Origin of the sequence: Aurantimicrobium minutum, from assembly GCF_002355535.1 — a bacterium.
GTDB classification, from domain to species: domain Bacteria; phylum Actinomycetota; class Actinomycetes; order Actinomycetales; family Microbacteriaceae; genus Aurantimicrobium; species Aurantimicrobium minutum.
This window is the reverse complement of sequence record NZ_AP017457.1, coordinates 1,375,361-1,391,448: the sequence shown is the minus strand read 5'-3', so window position 1 is coordinate 1,391,448 and position 16,088 is coordinate 1,375,361. Positions and strand designations below refer to the sequence as shown.

19 protein-coding genes are annotated in these 16,088 nt (G+C 54.7%); 15 read left to right on the top strand and 4 right to left on the bottom strand.

The window, feature by feature from the left end; translation table 11 throughout:
• Positions 1 to 2: 2 nt before the first annotated feature.
• The 8 genes from AUMI_RS06870 (at position 3) to AUMI_RS06835 (ending at position 5,559) form a co-directional block, all read left to right on the top strand.
• On the top strand, positions 3 to 857 hold the full coding sequence (locus tag AUMI_RS06870) for a metal ABC transporter permease (RefSeq protein ID WP_096382808.1): 855 nt from the start codon (positions 3 to 5) through the stop codon (positions 855 to 857).
• A complete protein-coding gene (locus AUMI_RS06865) occupies positions 854 to 1,663 on the top strand; it encodes a metal ABC transporter permease (RefSeq protein ID WP_096382806.1) in 810 nt (269 codons plus the stop codon). The genes AUMI_RS06870 and AUMI_RS06865 overlap by 4 nt, the downstream gene beginning before the upstream one ends.
• Entirely contained in the window at positions 1,660 to 2,040 is a 381-nt protein-coding gene (locus AUMI_RS06860; RefSeq protein ID WP_096382803.1) for a Fur family transcriptional regulator, read from the top strand. Before AUMI_RS06865 ends, AUMI_RS06860 begins: the two co-directional genes overlap by 4 nt.
• Positions 2,041 to 2,259: 219 nt before the next feature.
• A complete protein-coding gene (gene rpmB / locus AUMI_RS06855) occupies positions 2,260 to 2,496 on the top strand; it encodes a 50S ribosomal protein L28 (protein WP_096382802.1) in 237 nt (78 codons plus the stop codon).
• Positions 2,496 to 2,663 carry a 50S ribosomal protein L33 gene (rpmG, locus tag AUMI_RS06850; protein ID WP_096382799.1) on the top strand — a complete coding sequence of 56 codons (168 nt, stop codon included), beginning with the start codon at positions 2,496 to 2,498 and terminating at the stop codon, positions 2,661 to 2,663. The genes rpmB and rpmG overlap by 1 nt, the downstream gene beginning before the upstream one ends.
• Positions 2,664 to 2,969 carry a 30S ribosomal protein S14 gene (gene rpsN / locus AUMI_RS06845; protein ID WP_096382798.1) on the top strand — a complete coding sequence of 102 codons (306 nt, stop codon included), beginning with the start codon at positions 2,664 to 2,666 and terminating at the stop codon, positions 2,967 to 2,969.
• 246 nt (positions 2,970 to 3,215) lie between these two features.
• Complete coding sequence (locus AUMI_RS06840) at positions 3,216 to 3,494, top strand: HU family DNA-binding protein (RefSeq protein ID WP_096382795.1); 279 nt, start codon at positions 3,216 to 3,218, stop codon at positions 3,492 to 3,494.
• 91 nt (positions 3,495 to 3,585) lie between these two features.
• The gene (locus AUMI_RS06835; protein WP_172418282.1) at positions 3,586 to 5,559 is read left to right on the top strand and encodes a bifunctional copper resistance protein CopD/cytochrome c oxidase assembly protein; all 1,974 of its coding nucleotides are present in this window, start codon (positions 3,586 to 3,588) and stop codon (positions 5,557 to 5,559) included.
• On the opposite strand, the gene AUMI_RS06830 is transcribed toward AUMI_RS06835, so the two are convergent.
• Positions 5,556 to 6,548: a hypothetical protein gene (locus tag AUMI_RS06830; RefSeq protein ID WP_148664065.1), complete on the bottom strand. Its 993-nt coding sequence runs from the start codon at positions 6,546 to 6,548 to the stop codon at positions 5,556 to 5,558. The two genes, AUMI_RS06835 and AUMI_RS06830, sit on opposite strands and share 4 nt — an antisense overlap.
• Positions 6,549 to 6,621: 73 nt before the next feature.
• Here AUMI_RS06830 and AUMI_RS06825 point away from each other — a divergent pair, with 73 nt between their 5' ends.
• Complete coding sequence (locus AUMI_RS06825; RefSeq protein ID WP_096382790.1) at positions 6,622 to 7,917, top strand: ATP-dependent DNA helicase; 1,296 nt, start codon at positions 6,622 to 6,624, stop codon at positions 7,915 to 7,917.
• A gap of 2 nt (positions 7,918 to 7,919) precedes the next feature.
• Positions 7,920 to 8,354 carry a thiol-disulfide oxidoreductase DCC family protein gene (locus AUMI_RS06820; RefSeq protein WP_096382787.1) on the top strand — a complete coding sequence of 145 codons (435 nt, stop codon included), beginning with the start codon at positions 7,920 to 7,922 and terminating at the stop codon, positions 8,352 to 8,354.
• Here the strand turns inward: AUMI_RS06820 and purB are convergent.
• Positions 8,351 to 9,730: an adenylosuccinate lyase gene (purB, locus tag AUMI_RS06815; RefSeq protein WP_096382785.1), complete on the bottom strand. Its 1,380-nt coding sequence runs from the start codon at positions 9,728 to 9,730 to the stop codon at positions 8,351 to 8,353. The two genes, AUMI_RS06820 and purB, sit on opposite strands and share 4 nt — an antisense overlap.
• Before the next feature lie 116 nt (positions 9,731 to 9,846).
• Between purB and AUMI_RS06810 the strand changes: the two genes are divergently transcribed.
• Both AUMI_RS06810 and AUMI_RS06805 read left to right on the top strand, forming a co-directional pair.
• Entirely contained in the window at positions 9,847 to 10,074 is a 228-nt protein-coding gene (locus AUMI_RS06810; RefSeq protein WP_148664064.1) for a hypothetical protein, read from the top strand.
• Positions 10,071 to 11,411, top strand: coding sequence for an alpha/beta fold hydrolase (locus AUMI_RS06805; protein WP_096382780.1), 1,341 nt, complete (start codon positions 10,071 to 10,073; stop codon positions 11,409 to 11,411). The genes AUMI_RS06810 and AUMI_RS06805 overlap by 4 nt, the downstream gene beginning before the upstream one ends.
• Before the next feature lie 6 nt (positions 11,412 to 11,417).
• Here AUMI_RS06805 and AUMI_RS06800 read toward each other — a convergent pair whose 3' ends face one another.
• Positions 11,418 to 11,816, bottom strand: coding sequence for a phage holin family protein (locus tag AUMI_RS06800; RefSeq protein ID WP_096382778.1), 399 nt, complete (start codon positions 11,814 to 11,816; stop codon positions 11,418 to 11,420).
• Positions 11,817 to 11,924: 108 nt separating this feature from the next.
• On the opposite strand from AUMI_RS06800, the gene AUMI_RS06795 reads away from it, so the two are divergent.
• The 3 genes from AUMI_RS06795 to AUMI_RS06785 are packed head-to-tail and all read left to right on the top strand — an operon-like array spanning position 11,925 to position 15,449.
• Complete coding sequence (locus tag AUMI_RS06795; protein ID WP_096382775.1) at positions 11,925 to 13,061, top strand: thiamine pyrophosphate-dependent dehydrogenase E1 component subunit alpha; 1,137 nt, start codon at positions 11,925 to 11,927, stop codon at positions 13,059 to 13,061.
• A 56-nt stretch (positions 13,062 to 13,117) separates the two neighbouring features.
• Complete coding sequence (locus AUMI_RS06790) at positions 13,118 to 14,041, top strand: alpha-ketoacid dehydrogenase subunit beta (RefSeq protein WP_231951886.1); 924 nt, start codon at positions 13,118 to 13,120, stop codon at positions 14,039 to 14,041.
• Between the two features lie 10 nt (positions 14,042 to 14,051).
• Complete coding sequence (locus AUMI_RS06785) at positions 14,052 to 15,449, top strand: dihydrolipoamide acetyltransferase family protein (protein ID WP_096382771.1); 1,398 nt, start codon at positions 14,052 to 14,054, stop codon at positions 15,447 to 15,449.
• Here the strand turns inward: AUMI_RS06785 and AUMI_RS06780 are convergent.
• Positions 15,446 to 16,081 carry a LysE family translocator gene (locus tag AUMI_RS06780; protein WP_096382769.1) on the bottom strand — a complete coding sequence of 212 codons (636 nt, stop codon included), beginning with the start codon at positions 16,079 to 16,081 and terminating at the stop codon, positions 15,446 to 15,448. The genes AUMI_RS06785 and AUMI_RS06780 overlap by 4 nt on opposite strands.
• Positions 16,082 to 16,088: the final 7 nt, after the last annotated feature.

Sequence of the window (16,088 nt, the reverse complement as noted above, 5' to 3'; positions counted from 1 at the left end):
CAGTGAACCTGCTCGACTCCTTCACCACTGCATTCACTTTGCCCTTCATGGGCAGGGCTTTGCTGGTGCTTATGGTGTTGAGTATTGCCGCAGGTGTCATTGGTGTCTTTATCAACTTGCGCGGACTGGAATTCCTCAGTGACGGACTGACACATGCTGTGTTTCCTGGCCTTGCCGCGGGCTTTGTCTTTGCCGGTCAGGGTGGAGTCATCATTGGTGCACTCGTCGCAGCAGCTGCCGCAACGATTGTGCTCACCCTGATGAGCAACAATCGAGTGACCTCAGATGCCACCACCGCCATCGTGCTCACCGCGATGTTTAGTATCGGTGTGATTATCGTGTCCGCATCGCCTGGTCGTGCAGGTGGGTTGGAACAGTTGCTGTTTGGTCACCTGCTCACGGTCACCGATACCGAGGCACTCACCACAGCTGCAGTCGCAGCGTTTGCCTTGCTGCTCGTGTTACTCACCTTTCGCAGGCAAGTGTTTCGCGCGTTTGACCCCGAAGGCAGCGCTGCAGCCGGCTATCGCCGGGTCAGCACCGAGCTGGTCTTAAATGTTGCCATTGCATTAGTGATTGTTGCGGCGTCCAATGCTGTGGGGAACCTTCTCGTCCTCGCCGTGCTGATTGTGCCCGGGGCACTGTCACGATTGGTCTCGAGCAAACTTGGTGGCATCTTCATCGTCGCCATCGGTTCAGCATTGCTTGCCTCCTGGCTAGGACTGTCCATCGGATTCAATATCTCTGTCGTTGGTGGAGTTGATGTTCCTGCCGGAGCAACGGTGGCTCTGAGCTTTGTTGGGTTGTATGCCATCGCATTGATTGCTCGCGTCCTGCGAAGAGGGGTCAACGCATGAGTTATTTTGAACGTGCCCTCATTGTTATTGTGCTGATTGGCGCGCTCGCGGGCCTCGCCGGAGTACTCGTTGTCTTGCGCAAGCGTGTGCTTTTTGCCCAAGCTCTCACTCACGCAACGTTCCCCGGCGCTGTCATCGCGACCATTTTGGGTGCCAGTTTGCAGCTCGGTGCACTAATCGCCTGCGTGAGCTTGGCTGTGATCTTGACATTCCTCAGTCGTATTCGTGGTCAAGGAACCCAAGCAGCCTCGGGTGTGATGCTCACTGCCGGCTTCGCTGCGGGAGTTCTCCTGCAAGCCCTGAACCCCAGCATCCCTATCCAGATAGATACCTTCCTTTTCGGATCAATTCTTTCGGCCACGTGGCTCGACGCAATTGTTGCGGCAGCAGCACTCTTCGCGGTGATTGTGGCATTGCTGATTTGGGGGAAGCAGATACTCTTCTACCTCTTCGACGCTGAAAGCTATGCAGCAACGGGAGCAAAGCCGTGGCTGATGGACGCCGCTTTGCTCATGATCACCACAGTTGCGGTCGTTGCTGCTATTCCCGCCGCCGGAGCAATCTTGGCTATCGCCCTCATTGCTGCTCCGGCCGCAGCGGCCAGGTATTTCACCGACAAAATTGTGGTGATGCTGTGGCTCTCGCCCACACTCGGAGTGTGTGCTGGAGTCAGTGGTCTTCTTATTTCTCGGTGGGCTGGAGTCAGTGCCGGCGCCAGCATTGCCCTGGTTTCTGCCGCCATCTTCTTTATCGCATGGGGAACATTCACCATGCGTCGCCCTGCAATTGTGGGAGCAGCAGCATGAAACGCAACACCTGGCAACGTGAAGCCGTCAGAACCGCATTGAATGAACGCGGAGATTTCATCAGCGCACAGAAACTCCACTCGGAACTCAAAGCAGAAGGCTCACCGATTGGTTTGGCTACGGTCTACCGTGCACTGACAGATCTCGTCTCGAGCGATGAGGCAGATGCCCTCCAGTCACCCGATGGAGAAAACCTCTATCGCGCATGCTCGAGTGATGGACATCACCATCACCTAATTTGCCGACAGTGTGGTCACACCGAAGAGATCGAAGCTGAAGCCGTGGAGTCGTGGGCAGCGAAAGTAGCTGCCGACCACGGATTTACTCAGCCACGTCACGTGGTGGATGTTTTTGGGCTCTGTCAGAAGTGTTCCTAGAGCCGCCACTATGGCCAACTTTGGCTTAGTGTCGCGGAAGTTGACCTCAGTGAGTTTGCTTTAACAACCAGCCTCAACGTAGACTTGACCATTGGCTGCGCGGAATTCCTCGCGTATGCAGTGCACGTTCTCTCTCCCTTCGTGAGTTGGGGGGTGTTCGTGTGCAGACAAGGAATCTTGGGCAAGACAATCCCGTCTTGCGGTATTAGGAGGATAGACATGGCTGCGACCTGTCAGGTGACCGGAGCCGTACCCGGCTTTGGGCACAACATTTCACACTCGCACCGACGCACCAAGCGTCGTTTCGATCCCAACATTCAGAAGAAGACGTACTACGTACCTTCTCTTCGTCGTAATGTAACGCTGACTCTGTCGGCTAAGGGAATCAAGGTTATTGACGCACGTGGCATTGAGTCCGTGGTCAAGGACCTTCTCGCTCGTGGGGAGAAGATCTAATGGCTAAAGCACAGGACGTACGTCCCATTATCAAGCTGCGCTCTACCGCGGGAACTGGTTACACCTACGTAACTCGCAAGAACCGCCGCAACACCCCCGACCGTCTTGTACTCAAGAAGTACGACCCCGTAGTGCGTCAGCACGTTGAATTCCGTGAGGAGCGCTAAATGGCTAAGAAAAGCAAGATTGCTCGTAACGAGCAGCGCAAGGTAGTAGTTGAGCGTTACGCTGCAAAGCGTCTCGAACTCAAGAAGGCTCTGGTTGACCCCAACGGTACCCCTGAGTCCCGCGAAGCAGCTCGTCTCGGACTGCAGAAGCTTCCTCGTAACGCTTCTCCAATCCGTGTTCGCAGCCGTGACGCTATCGATGGCCGTCCCCGTGGTGTTCTCACCAAGTTCGGTATCTCTCGTGTGCGTTTCCGCGAAATGGCTCACCGTGGCGAACTGCCCGGTATCACCAAGTCAAGCTGGTAATCCACGCCTTAACTCTGCTGGCCTCGAACTTCATACAGTTCGAGGCCAGCACTGTTTTAAGCCCATTTCAAACCTTCAACCATCACTTCAAGTGTTCTCGTGCCACGCCGGAGCGAATTCCGCGTAAACACGCGGAAGTGCTGATACTTTTTCGAATGGTCAGACAGACCAAACGAGACGGCCCTTGTGGCTCAACCGTTCCAAACAAAGCGCTACTTCGGTAGCTCAAAGTCCAGGAGGACACAAATGGCTCTCAACAAGTCTGAGGTTGTCGCAGCAGTTGCCGCTCACACCAACCTTTCACAGGCAAACGTCAACGGCGTTATCGACGCTCTCTTCGCAGTTGTTTCTGCTGAAGTTGCTAAGGGTGGAAAGGTAACCATCCCTGGCTTCATCTCCTTCGAGCGCACCAACCGTGCAGCTCGCACCGGTCGTAACCCTCAGACCGGCGCAACCATCCAGATCGCAGCTTCCAAGTCTGTCAAGGTCTCGGCTGGTAGCAAGCTCAAGGCTGCTGTCAAGTAGTCACGAGTTTTACTCGCTTAGGTGGGTGTGGGCCTTCGGGTCCACACCCACTATGCATTTAACCTTCAGCAATAATCTCTAGGCTTGACTTGTGTCTAGATTGTTCAAGATTGCTGCACCAGCACTCGCGCTGCTGGTTGCATTCATCGCACTCTTGATTGCCCTGTCTTTCGGGGGAGGTTCCCGCACACAAGCGCTGGGGGACCCCGGTGATGTTGTTCGAATCGGGTTGCCGATTGCCAAGCTTGCCGTCAATCTTTCTGCGGCCACACTCATTGGTTCTCTAGCCCTCGCGCTGTGGGCTTTCGCCTCGCGGGAACGGGCCTACTTTCGCAGCATCGATATCGCTGCCGCTGCAGCGCTGGTTTTGACACTTGCTTCAGCTGCTACAGCATTCCTGACCTTCCTCAACGTCAGCGCGATGCCCTTCTCACTCGATGACAAGTTCGGTAATCAACTCGGGTTCTTCCTCACCGAGATTGCCTTAGGCCAAGCATGGTTGATCACCACTATCGTGGCGGCGTTTGTTGCGGTGCTGTGTATTGCGGTGACAAACCAGACCGCTCTCTTCTTTGTGGGACTGGCAGCGGTGGGAACCTTGGTTCCCATGGCGCTGCAAGGTCACGCAGCGGGTGTCTCAGGCCACGCGATGGCCATTACGTCAATGGGTCTCCACCTCGTGTTTGTCTCGGTCTGGCTCGGTGGCGTGGTCACGCTTGTGTTGTTGCGCGGAATCATTGAGCCCGAACGACTCCAGATCATCGTTGCACGCTTCTCCACGCTGGCCATCATTGCCTTTATCGTTGTGGCCGTCTCTGGTGTGGCCAATGCGATGCTGCGCGTGGGAACACTCGACAACCTTTTTGGAACCGCCTATGGGCAGCTCGTCCTTGCCAAGGTTGCCGCCATGACTGCCTTGGGAGTGTTCGGATTCTGGCAGCGCGGCTTCTTAGTCAAACGCATGACCGGGGCCGCTGTTCAAAAAATGTTCTGGTGGTTTATTGCCATCGAGTTAGTTGTCATGGGTATTGCCTCCGGAATAGCAGCCGGATTGGCACGTACTCCCACACCAGTTGATCAGGTGTTGAACCCCAACCCCACACCAGCAGAGATTCTGACCGGAGAGCCGCTTCCACCAGAATTCACTTTTGAACGACTCTTCACCGAATGGCGCATAGACCTCATCTGGATGTTGGTCTGTGGATTCGGCATCTTCTTCTATCTGGTTGGGGTCTACCGCCTGCACAAACGAGGCGACAAATGGCCTTGGTATCGCGCAGTGTTGTGGGTTTCAGGTTTGCTCCTGTTGTTCTACATCACCAGTGGTGGCATCAACGCCTACGAGATGTATCTCTTCTCAGCTCACATGGGTGCACACATGGCATTGGGAATGATGGTTCCCATATTGCTGGTTCCAGGTGCTCCGGTCACACTGGCTATGCGTGCCATTGACAAACGTCAGGACGATTCCCGAGGCGGCCGTGAGTGGATTCTCAAAGCAGTGCACTCCGGTTATGCCAACGTAATCTCCCACCCGCTGTTTGCCACCGTGAATTTTGTCGGCTCGTTGTGGCTGTTCTACTACACCCCCATCTTCCGTTGGGCAACCAGCGACCACATCGGCCACGAGTGGATGATTGTTCACTTCCTGCTAGCTGGATATCTGTTCGTGCAGTCCCTGATCGGTATTGACCCGGTCAAGACGCGATTCCCCTACCCCTTCCGCCTGATTCAGCTTCTTGCTGCCATGACGGTGCATGCCTTCTTTGGCTTGGGCGTGATGTCGAGCGAGAACTTGCTCCTGGCCGATTGGTATGGCGCCATGGGTCGAACCTGGGGCTCAACACCGCTAGAAGACCAGCAAGCCGGTGGTGCAATTGCGTGGAGCGTCGGTGAAATTCCAAACATGATCCTCTCGCTCATCATCGGATACCAGTGGTTCCGCTCAGATGCTAGAGAAGCTAAGCGGAAAGACCGTCAAGCTGAGCGCACCGACGATGCAGAACTCAAGGCTTACAATGAGATGCTCGCCCGCCAAGCACAGCGGGATGCGCAGCAGAGCTAGGTCAACACGATGGCAAGATTGCCATCGCTTCGAATAGTGATGCTGATGTTGATGACCGCATCTACTGTTTGATCAAGCGGGGTTATGGATCCGTCATAAAGGGACTGCACTTCACCAGTGATGCGCATCTTTCCCACGGCATTCGTGACCTGCCATGTTGTCTCACCGGGCTGGACATCAATCACGGGGTATTCCACAACTTCCCAGCTGGGTTCCCCAACGATGCGGTTACCTGTTTGGTATCCAAAAGGACAACCAGTGGGCTGCAGCACTTGCTGTTTCACACACTCGTCGAGGTAGTCGTTGACTTCTTTTTGCACGCGCTTATTGAATGCTTTATTTGCCTGTACGTCGACAACAACTTCAGCTGTCTCTCCCGGGCTGGCCACATCAAGCACAACCTTTTTCGCCGTCAGCCAGGTTGAGGTGTGATCAAAGACATAGTTGCCTGGAGCAAATAGAACAAAGGTTCCTGTTCCACCCCACACCGTTGCGTCCTTGCCTGTAGGCGTTGAACGCAGATCAATCTGTCCCGAATCCCCCACACTAAAGGCAGCATCATGCCAAACAGAGACTTTGGCTCTGGCAAGGGGCGGTTCTGCAAATGCCCAGGACTCGAACACACCAAACGTGTTTCCTAGTCGGGTGAGAACAAAAGTCCCCGACGTCTTCTTTCCCCCGAGGGTGTAGCTCGCGGTGACAGTAGTCTTCTCGTCATTGCCTTGAACATCGGTGATGGAGATATCACTGAGTTGACCTAAAGCAGTGCCGCGCAACAAGGTCTTATCAACGTCTTCAGGTAGAGAATCTGCAACTCCGGGCATGGAAAGCGCCGAGGCAGCATCATGTCGAGCAAGAGCGGACAGGTATTGGTTCACAAAACCCGAAGCACTAAAGAGAGCGTTGTTGATTCCTACACCAATGAAGAAAGTGAGGATGAGCAAGAGGGCAGTGGCACCACCTAAAATTACGCCTTGGCGTTTGCTCAATTTCACTTCTTCATCCTACAAACCGCGGCTGGGGGCCACGTCCTGCCCCGGCAGCGGCGAGTAAACTTGGGGAGTGAACACCGTCTCCTTGTCGCCGCAACAGCAGGAGGTGTTTAAGCTCATCGAGGAAACTCGAGAGCATGTGTTCATCACGGGGCGAGCAGGAACAGGCAAGTCCACTCTGCTTAATCATTTGGCATACACAACAGAGAAAACTATTGCTGTGTGTGCTCCCACAGGAGTGGCCGCTCTGAATGTCGGCGGCCAAACAATTCACTCCCTCTTTCGCCTGCCCACAGGATTGATTGGTTCTTTGGATCTGAACCACGGTCCTGACCAGCGCAAGATTTTGAACGCCATCGACACCCTTGTGATCGATGAAGTATCGATGGTCAACGCCGACATCATGGATGCGATAGATCGTGCACTGCGTGAAGCTCGTCACCGCAAGAAGGAAAGCTTCGGTGGCGTGCAAGTCATAATGTTTGGTGACCCCTACCAACTTTCTCCCGTTCCACCGCGCACCCCCGAAGAGAAGGAATACCTTCAAGCCCGCTATGCCTCGAACTGGTTCTTTGATGCGGCTGTGTGGCAAGACACCCCACTGCGCATTATTGAACTCACCGAGATTCACCGTCAGCGTGACGATGCGTTCAAAGAAATGTTGAACGCCGTCCGTCACGGAACGGTGACACCCTCTTTGGGAGCTGCACTCAATGCCGCAGGAAACAGACCTGTTCCAGAGGGTGAAGACATCATTATCTTGGCCACCACCAATGCCCGCGTGAATGCCATCAACGCAGAACAGTTAGCCAAGCTGCCAGGGAAAAAGAAAGTTGCTGCTGCAGACATCAATGGAGATTTTGCTGCGAACGCATTCCCCGCCGATGAGGATTTGGAACTCAAGCTCGGCGCTCAAGTGATGTTTTTGCAAAATGACAGTGAGGGCCGCTGGGTGAATGGCACGGTTGGTACCGTCACCAAAATCACAGATACTGTTTTTGTCTCCGTTGCCGGCGTTGAACATGAGGTTCATCCCGTGACCTGGGAGAGATACAAATACTCCTACAAGCAAAGTACCGATGAGCTCAGCCGTGATGTGGTTGCAGAATTCACACAGTTCCCGCTACGGCTCGCCTGGGCGGTCACAATTCACAAGGCACAGGGTCAAACCTATGACCGCGCACTGATTGATATGGGTTCTCGGGCTTTTGCACCTGGACAAACGTATGTTGCCCTCAGTCGAATCACCTCTCTTGAGGGTTTGTACCTCTCTCGGCCTTTGCGCCCTTCTGATGTCATTGTTGATCCTGATGTTGAACGGTTTATGGGACGGGTCGAGTCTCTCGGCCAGCCCCTCGAGGGATAGTGATGATTGTCCTCATCGATGGTGACTGCGCACTGTGTGTGGGACTGATCGAATGGTTGGGAAAACGAATCCCCGCTGACATACTCACAGCTGAGAACATCAGCATTGTTCCGGGCGAATCTGACTGGGGCGCCGAGCTGCTTCAGGCGGCCGCAATCACAGACTTTGATTCGGTTGTGGTGATCAGGGATGGTCTCGTTCTTCAAGAAAGCACTGCTGTTCTCGCGCTTGCCGACGTGTTGCCCAAGCGCTGGCACGTGCTTGCCACGATGGCAAGAATCATTCCGAGACCCTGGCGTGATGCGCTGTATCGATACGTTGCACGGCATCGAATTTCGTGGTTCGGACGCAAGGAGATGTGCGCACTCGAGTCACCAATAGCCAGTGTGACCTATGGTCCACGGGGCAAGCTCACACGGCCCCACGGCCGGGATTAGTTCAGGCGATCTACCAGCTGTGATGCTAAGCCAACGTATCCGGCAGGAGTGAGTTCCAGCAGGCGGGCCTTAGCTTCGTCACCAATCTCGAGCTCGGAAACAAACGCAATGAGGTCGTCACGACCAATGCGCTTGCCGCGAGTGAGTTCCTTGAGCAGAGCGTAGGGGTCAGAGATGGTGGAGCGACCTGCAGCAACTTCTGCACGAATCACAGTCTGGATAGCTTCGCCCAAGATTTCCCAGTTGGTGTCGAGGTCATAAGCCAGGGCTTGGGGATCAAGATCGATTTCGCTCAGTCCACGACGGATGTTATCCAGAGCCAACAGGGAGTGACCGAAACCCACACCCACGTTGCGCTGGGTGGTGGAGTCGGTGAGGTCACGCTGAAGACGGCTGGTCACCAAGGTGGCAGAGAGGGAATCCAAGATTGCGCAGGAGAGCTCGAGGTTTGCTTCGGCGTTCTCGAAACGAATCGGGTTGATTTTGTGAGGCATGGTTGATGAACCGGTCGCACCTGCTTGAGGAATCTGGCGGAAGTAGCCCATCGAGATATAGGTCCAGATGTCTGTGGCCAGGTTGTGAACGACGCGGTTTGCGTGTGAAATCTTGGTGTACAGCTCAGCTTGCCAGTCGTGAGATTCAATCTGAGTAGTCAGCGGGTTCCAGGTCAGACCCAATCCAGTGACGAACTCTTCAGAGATCTGTGGCCAGTTTGCTGCAGGGTCTGCTGCAAGGTGAGCGGAGAAAGTTCCGGTTGCGCCAGAGAACTTACCCAAGTATTCAGAGTGCTCAATCTGCTTCTGAATACGCTCAAGACGGTACACAAACACCGCAAGTTCTTTACCCATGGTGGTGGGGGTTGCAGGTTGACCGTGGGTCTTCGCCAACATCGCTTCGTCGCGATAGTCAACTGAGAGTTCCCGCAAGCGAGCGATGACGGAGCTCAGCGCAGGAAGCCAAATGTTCTTGGTGGCGTCGCGGACAATGAGGGCATAAGAGAGGTTGTTGATGTCTTCACTCGTGCACGCAAAGTGGGTCAGCTCTGCAATGTGATCTAAACCAAGCTCGGAAAGCTTCGCACGAACCAAATATTCAACTGCTTTAACATCGTGACGAGTTGTGGCTTCGAGACGAGCAAGCTCATCAATCTCTGCTTGTCCAAAGTCAGTCACAAGTGCACGCAGAGCGGCTATGTTTGCTGCGCTCAAGGGGCTCGTGCCAAACATGCTGTGGTCGGTGAGATAAATCAACCATTCCACTTCCACGGTTACACGTGCACGGTTGAGCCCTGCCTCAGAGAGGTATTCACCCAATGGGGAAACAACTGCGTGGTATCGACCATCGAGCGGGCTAAGAACCTGAGGAGGAAGCGTCATACCTCTATTCTCCCAAACATTTAGGACATCCCTTCACAGGCAGAGCGCGGCAATCCTTTCCACAGAAACACCATGAGACAGTTGTGCCACAGCATTGTTCCAGCACAGTAGTTCCCGTGCCCGACGACTTCATACCGCTCACCCTGCCACCCCAGACACGCATGATCTGGCAGGACCTCGTAGCCACCATTGACGCCAGTATTCATACCCTCCACAACGGTGTTCCCGATCCACTGTGGTGGGGAAGCGCCAGAGTCGCCTATGACGCTCAGGTTGAGGACATCATTTCTGAGTTACGTCAGGCGAAGTGGGAGATCCTTGCTGCACTGGAGCATCCAGGATGATGCGAACGAGCACCAGCACTGCAGTAGACACCGTCATCCTCGATGATCTCTCCGCCAGATTGCACGCTCGGGTAGCAGAACTTGAGCAGGCCCTTTCCCGGGTACTTCCCTCCTCCTACACCTCTGCATCATTGCAAGGCTGTTTTCATCGAACTTCTCAGTGCGCTCGCCGAGTAAAAGATCTCGCAGCTAAAGCTGCTGAGGGTTCTAGGCAGTATGCCCAACGGGAGTTATATCTTCGCGGCGTCACGGAAGAAATCAGTTCCACGCTGTTGTGGAACCTTGGCCGAGCAATGCCGGCTCTGGTGGCTGCCTATGGCCCCGCCATTATTGGTGGCGTGGCTATCGTGCTGGGATTGGCTGCAGCACGACGCATTGCACCTGTAAGTGCCTATGACGGATTTCTGACTCAGTTCGAGAAGAGATTGCCTGACTCAGGGCAGGTATTGAGTGCTTCGTTAGTCGTGACAGCAACTGCACATCTTGTCTCGGGTACCGATGATTTCGTGGCAGGGGTTGTTGGGTTGCCCAAACCATCTCGAGATGGAATCTTTTCTGGTGAAGATGCTGTAGCCACAGGAGTCATTGCCGGGTTAGGTCTTATTGGGACAGGGACCTTGCAAGAGACTCCAGTGCGAGTTCGCGAAGTGTCACAATTCACCGTATCGGCACCGCAGGGATATCAGGACGTTATTTCACGAATACCTCGAGCCGAGGACGGCGCCGAACAAATCCGCATCGAACGCTATGACAGCGGCTATGTGGTGTATCTCGGCGGAACCATTGATGCTGGTGTTGAACCAGGTAGTGAACCGTGGGACATGACCAGCAATATGCACTCGATTGCACAGCTGGATTCGGGAAGTTATCGTGCCGCAGTTTTAGCAATGCGAGAAGCCGGAATCACCGCTAGCGACAATGTCATTCTTGTAGGCCACTCTCAGGGCGGATTGATTGCAGCACAGCTGGCAGCCTCAGGGAAGTATCGAGTCAGTGATGTGGTGACGGTGGGAGCACCACTGCACCATATTGAGATTCCGGAAGATGTTCATGTTGTGTCAGTCGAACATAGTGAAGACGTCATTCCATCCCTCAGTGGCGTTGCTGCGCCGGTGGCAGTGGCTACACATCTCACTGTGAGGCGTTCTCTGTATTCGGGTACGAGTGCACCCAGGGATCAAGTGCTACCAGCACACAACCTTTCCCGCTACATCGAGACAGGTGCGGTCATGGACCGAAGCACCGACAACAAACTATCTACACAACAGCACCGGCTATCCCAGCACATGCGTGGAACAGCAACGGTCACCACATTTCGTGGTGACCGTGTGCAGTGAAAGAAATTAAGCCTTAGCTGCTGGACGCAGAATAAGTCCGAGAAGCCAGCTGATGATCGAGAGGACTAGGGCAGCCCAGAAGCCAGCCCAGAAGCCAGCGACCTCGAGGCCGTAACCAAATCCGAAGACTTGAGTCAACCAAGCAACAAACATCAAAAGAAGACCGTTGACAACCAAGGCCATAAATCCGAGGGTCAAGATAAACAGTGGGAATGCGAGGAAACGAAGTACTCGACCCACAGTTCCGTTGACAAAACCGAAAACAATGGCAACAAAAGCCAAGGTGAGAATATGACCAATCGCCTGTTGGTCACGGGGAATGATCCAGAGGTTCTCGGGCAGCAAGACAGTGGTCAGCCAGAGCGCAATCGCGTTGATCACGACAGAAAGAGAAAAAGACTTCATGCTCTTATTCTCTCAGTTCTCCGATTTAGTGAGTAGCTCCTAGGGTTTTGGCAAGAGATTGTAGAAGACCTACCAGTTAGGACCCCTGAGACGGGATAGATTGGGTACATGGCCGATGAGACTTTAGATCCCATGGTGCAGTTCCTCACGCCCGAAGGTAACTTTGCTCCCAGCGAGAGCGCTGAAGAGTTCATGCCTTACTTTCAGCGACTGACTGAGGCTGATCACCGCAAGTTCTACCGCGACATGGTTGTCATTCGTCGTTTCGATACTGAAGCAACCAACCTGCAACGACAGGGACAACTCGCGTTATGGGTTCCAAGCCACGGTCAAGAGGGTGCACAGGTTGGTTCAGCTCACGCCACCAAAGACCAAGACCACATTTTCCCTGCTTACCGCGAGCATGCCATCGGCATGATTCGTGGCATTGATGTCTTAGACATCATCCGTGTTCTTCGCGGATTGACGCACGGCGGCTGGGATCCCACCAACCCTGCCTACAAGAACTTCCACATTTATACCCTCGTGATTGGTTCTCAGGCACTGCATGCCACCGGATACGGCATGGGCATCAACTTTGATGGCACCACCAACACCGGAAACCCCGACACCGACCAGGCAGTCATTGTGTACTTTGGTGACGGCGCCACAAGCCAGGGTGACGTCAGCGAAGCCTTTGTCTTCGCTGCCAGCTATCAAACTCCTCAGGTGTTCTTTGTGCAAAACAACCACTGGGCTATCTCGGTCCCGGTCAGCACTCAAGCACGTGTTCCGCTGTACAAGCGCGGTGAAGGCTTCGGCATCCCTGGCGTTCAGGTGGACGGTAATGACGTCTTTGCGAGCTACGCGGTAACAGCCAAGCAGCTCGATGATGCCCGCAGCGGTAAAGGTCCAAGCCTGATTGAGGCACACACCTACCGCATTGGCGCACACACCTCGAGTGATGATCCCACCAAATACCGCACCGATGCGGAGCTGGATTCTTGGATCGCCCGCGACCCCATCAGCCGTTTGGAAGCATTCCTGCGCAACGCTGGTGCACCCCAGTCCTTCTTTGATGAAGTTCACCAGGAGGCAGCTGACTTCGCTAGCGATATTCGCCGCCGCACCATCGAGCTTCCTAATCCTGAACCTGCCAGCATGTTCACCCATGTCTACACTGACCCACACCCGGTCACTGCAGAGCAAAGCGCGTGGCTGGCTGCCTATGAAGCATCCTTAGACGAGCAGGGAGGTGGTCACTAGTGGCTATTGAAAACCTTCCATTAGGTAAGGCCATTAACCTGGGTCTGCGTCAGGCCATGCTCAATGACCCCAAGGTCATCATGATGGGTGAAGACATTGGAACCCTCGGTGGTGTCTTCCGTGTCACCGAAGGACTCAAGCAGGAATTCGGTGCAAACCGCGTCCTCGATACCCCGCTCGCTGAATCCGGAATCGTGGGCACAGCAATTGGATTGGCCATGCGTGGCTACCGCCCTGTTGTTGAGATTCAGTTCAACGGATTTGTGTATCCCGCATTCGACCAGATCACCAGCCAACTGGCGAAGCTCACTAACCGTCACGAGGGCGCCATGCAGTTCCCGGTCGTGATTCGTATTCCTTACGGCGGTCACATTGGAGCTGTGGAGCACCACCAGGAAAGCAACGAGGCATACTTCTTGCACACCGCAGGTTTGCGCGTGGTCAGCCCCAGCAATCCTCACGATGCCTATTGGATGATTCAAGAATCTATCCAGTCCAACGACCCTGTGATTTTCTTCGAGCCGATGAGCCGTTATTGGCCCAAGGCAGATGTTGACACCTCAGCATCAAACTTCCCGCTGCATGCATCACGAGTCGTGCGCCAAGGAACCGACGTGACCGTTGTTGGTCATGGAGCTATGGTCAGCGTTCTGCTGCAAGCAGCAGAGGTCGCTGCCCAGGAAGGCATGAGCTTGGAAGTAATCGACCTGCGCTCACTTTCACCGATTGATTACGCGCCCGTTTTGGAATCTGTTCGCAAGACCGGTCGTTGTGTGATTGCTCAGGAAGCCCCCGGCAATGTGAGCCTGGCTTCCGAGGTTGCTGCCACCATCACAGAGAAGGCCTTCTACTCTCTTGAAGCACCCGTGTTGCGCGTGACCGGTTTCGACACCCCCTTCCCTCCAGCAAAGCTCGAGGCCATCTACCTGCCCGACTCGGACCGCGTCCTCGACGCTGTCGACCGAGTGCTGAGTTACTAGGAGTGACCAGATGACGGTATCTAAGTTCTATCTCCCGGACGTGGGTGAAGGCCTCACAGAGGCAGAAATTGTTTCCTGGAAGGTCAAGCCTGGCGACTCCGTCGCCATCAATGACATCTTGGTTGAGATTGAGACGGCCAAGTCCCTAGTTGAACTGCCTAGTCCTTATGAGGGTCAGGTCAGTGAACTGCTTGCACAAGAGGGAGAAACCGTCGAGGTTGGCACCGCCATCATCACCATTTCTTCTGCCGGCGACTCCATGCTGACCGCGCCCACTCCCACCCTCGCTCAGGCAGCGATGGCGAACGAAGTGTTCGTCACCGCTGACAGCGAGATGGATGGCGCCAAGGATGCAAAGGACGAAGCCTCCGGAAGTGTTCTCGTCGGTTACGGGGTTGGCGGCCACGCCGCCACGCGCCGTCGCCGTGGCGGAAACGCACCCGCACCAACCCCTCCGGCAGCACCTGCTGTTGTGACTCCCGCGCCACAGGCGGTAGCACCTGCTCCTGTTGCTAAGCGTCCCGCTTCTTTGCCTGTGACGGAAGCCGTTCCGGTCATTGCGAAGCCACCTATTCGCAAGCTGGCCAAGGACCTAGATGTGAACCTCGCAGAGGTTCAGGCAACCGGTATTGCTGGAGAAATCACCCGCGATGACGTGATTCGCCACGCTTCACAAGCATCCGTTTTCCGCAACATTCAAACTCCTGAATGGCCTGAAGAGCGCGAAGAGCGCATCCCCGTTAAGGGCGTGCGCAAAGCCATCGCCACGGCGATGGTTCAGAGCGCATTCACTGCTCCACACGTCTCCGTCTTCGTTGATGTTGATGCCACCCGCACGATGGAGTTCGTCAAGCGTTTGAAGAACTCTCCTGACTTTGCAGGTGTGAAGGTGTCGCCACTGCTGATTCTGGCCAAGGCCATCATCTGGGCAGTGCGACGTAACCCCACCGTGAACTCCACCTGGACCGACAAAGAGATTATTGTTCACCGCTATGTGAACTTAGGTGTTGCTGCTGCCACACCGCGTGGTCTCATTGTTCCCAACGTTAAAGACTCTCAAGAGATGAGCCTTCTTGAGCTCGCTCAAGCTCTCGAGAAGCTCACCCTGGATGCTCGTGACGGTAAGACCTCCCCTGCTGACATGGCTGGTGGAACAATCACCGTGACCAACATTGGTGTGTTCGGCATGGACACTGGAACCCCCATCTTGAACCCAGGCGAAGTGGGCATTCTTGCCCTGGGAACAATCAAGCAAAAGCCGTGGGTTGTTGACGGTGAGGTTCGTCCACGTTTCGTCACCACCTTGGGTGCCAGCTTTGACCACCGCGTGGTTGATGGTGACGTGGCCAGCCGCTTCTTGGCTGACGTGGCCAGCGTGGTCGAAGAGCCTGCTCTACTTCTTGACTAAAGAGTGTCGAAGAAGGCTACCCAGATAGCCAAGCCAATAATCAGGATGCCTCCGGTGCCCTGAACAATAGCTAAACGCTTGGGGTCTTTGGCAAACCAGTCGCGCGCCAAACCAGCCCCAATGGCATACATCGAGTCACTCAAGACACCAATGATTTCGAAGATCAGCCCCAAGATGAGCAATTGCAGCATGACATTGCCTTGCTTCACATCCACAAAGCCCGGAAGTACAGCTGTGAAGAACACCATGGTTTTGGGGTTACTAATCCCCACCAAGAATCCTTCACGCAATGTCTTGAGTTTGGATTGCTGCGGGCCACTGGCGTCAATATCAAAGCCGTGGTCTTTTCGGTGGCGGAACGCTTGGATGCCGAGATAAGCAAGATAGGCCGCACCCAAGTATTTGATGCCATAGAACAGGAACTCTGAACTGGCAACAATTGCGCCCAAGCCCAGAACAACTGCAATTAACCAGACTGAGGTACCTATCGCATTTCCGACAACCGTCAGAACACCGGCGCCCTTGCCCAGGGCAAGAGAGCGCCCGACCGCGAACATCACGGAGGGGCCCGGGATCAAAATGATCACCAGCGCAGCAATGCTGAACGCAATTAGGTTCTCAATGGGAGGCATGGGCAGT

What these genes read in the sequence shown, in the direction of transcription:
- AUMI_RS06865 (WP_096382806.1), top strand. Translation starts at nt 854, where the DNA reads ATGAGTTATTTTGAACGTGCCCTCATTGTTATTGTGCTGATTGGCGCG.
- AUMI_RS06860 (WP_096382803.1), top strand. Translation starts at nt 1,660, where the DNA reads ATGAAACGCAACACCTGGCAACGTGAAGCCGTCAGAACCGCATTGAAT.
- rpmB (WP_096382802.1), top strand. Translation starts at nt 2,260, where the DNA reads ATGGCTGCGACCTGTCAGGTGACCGGAGCCGTACCCGGCTTTGGGCAC.
- rpmG (WP_096382799.1), top strand. Translation starts at nt 2,496, where the DNA reads ATGGCTAAAGCACAGGACGTACGTCCCATTATCAAGCTGCGCTCTACC.
- rpsN (WP_096382798.1), top strand. Translation starts at nt 2,664, where the DNA reads ATGGCTAAGAAAAGCAAGATTGCTCGTAACGAGCAGCGCAAGGTAGTA.
- AUMI_RS06840 (WP_096382795.1), top strand. Translation starts at nt 3,216, where the DNA reads ATGGCTCTCAACAAGTCTGAGGTTGTCGCAGCAGTTGCCGCTCACACC.
- AUMI_RS06820 (WP_096382787.1), top strand. Translation starts at nt 7,920, where the DNA reads ATGATTGTCCTCATCGATGGTGACTGCGCACTGTGTGTGGGACTGATC.
- purB (WP_096382785.1), bottom strand. Translation starts at nt 9,730, where the DNA reads ATGACGCTTCCTCCTCAGGTTCTTAGCCCGCTCGATGGTCGATACCAC.
- AUMI_RS06805 (WP_096382780.1), top strand. Translation starts at nt 10,071, where the DNA reads ATGATGCGAACGAGCACCAGCACTGCAGTAGACACCGTCATCCTCGAT.
- AUMI_RS06800 (WP_096382778.1), bottom strand. Translation starts at nt 11,816, where the DNA reads ATGAAGTCTTTTTCTCTTTCTGTCGTGATCAACGCGATTGCGCTCTGG.
- AUMI_RS06795 (WP_096382775.1), top strand. Translation starts at nt 11,925, where the DNA reads ATGGCCGATGAGACTTTAGATCCCATGGTGCAGTTCCTCACGCCCGAA.
- AUMI_RS06790 (WP_231951886.1), top strand. Translation starts at nt 13,118, where the DNA reads ATGCTCAATGACCCCAAGGTCATCATGATGGGTGAAGACATTGGAACC.
- AUMI_RS06785 (WP_096382771.1), top strand. Translation starts at nt 14,052, where the DNA reads ATGACGGTATCTAAGTTCTATCTCCCGGACGTGGGTGAAGGCCTCACA.
- AUMI_RS06780 (WP_096382769.1), bottom strand. Translation starts at nt 16,081, where the DNA reads ATGCCTCCCATTGAGAACCTAATTGCGTTCAGCATTGCTGCGCTGGTG.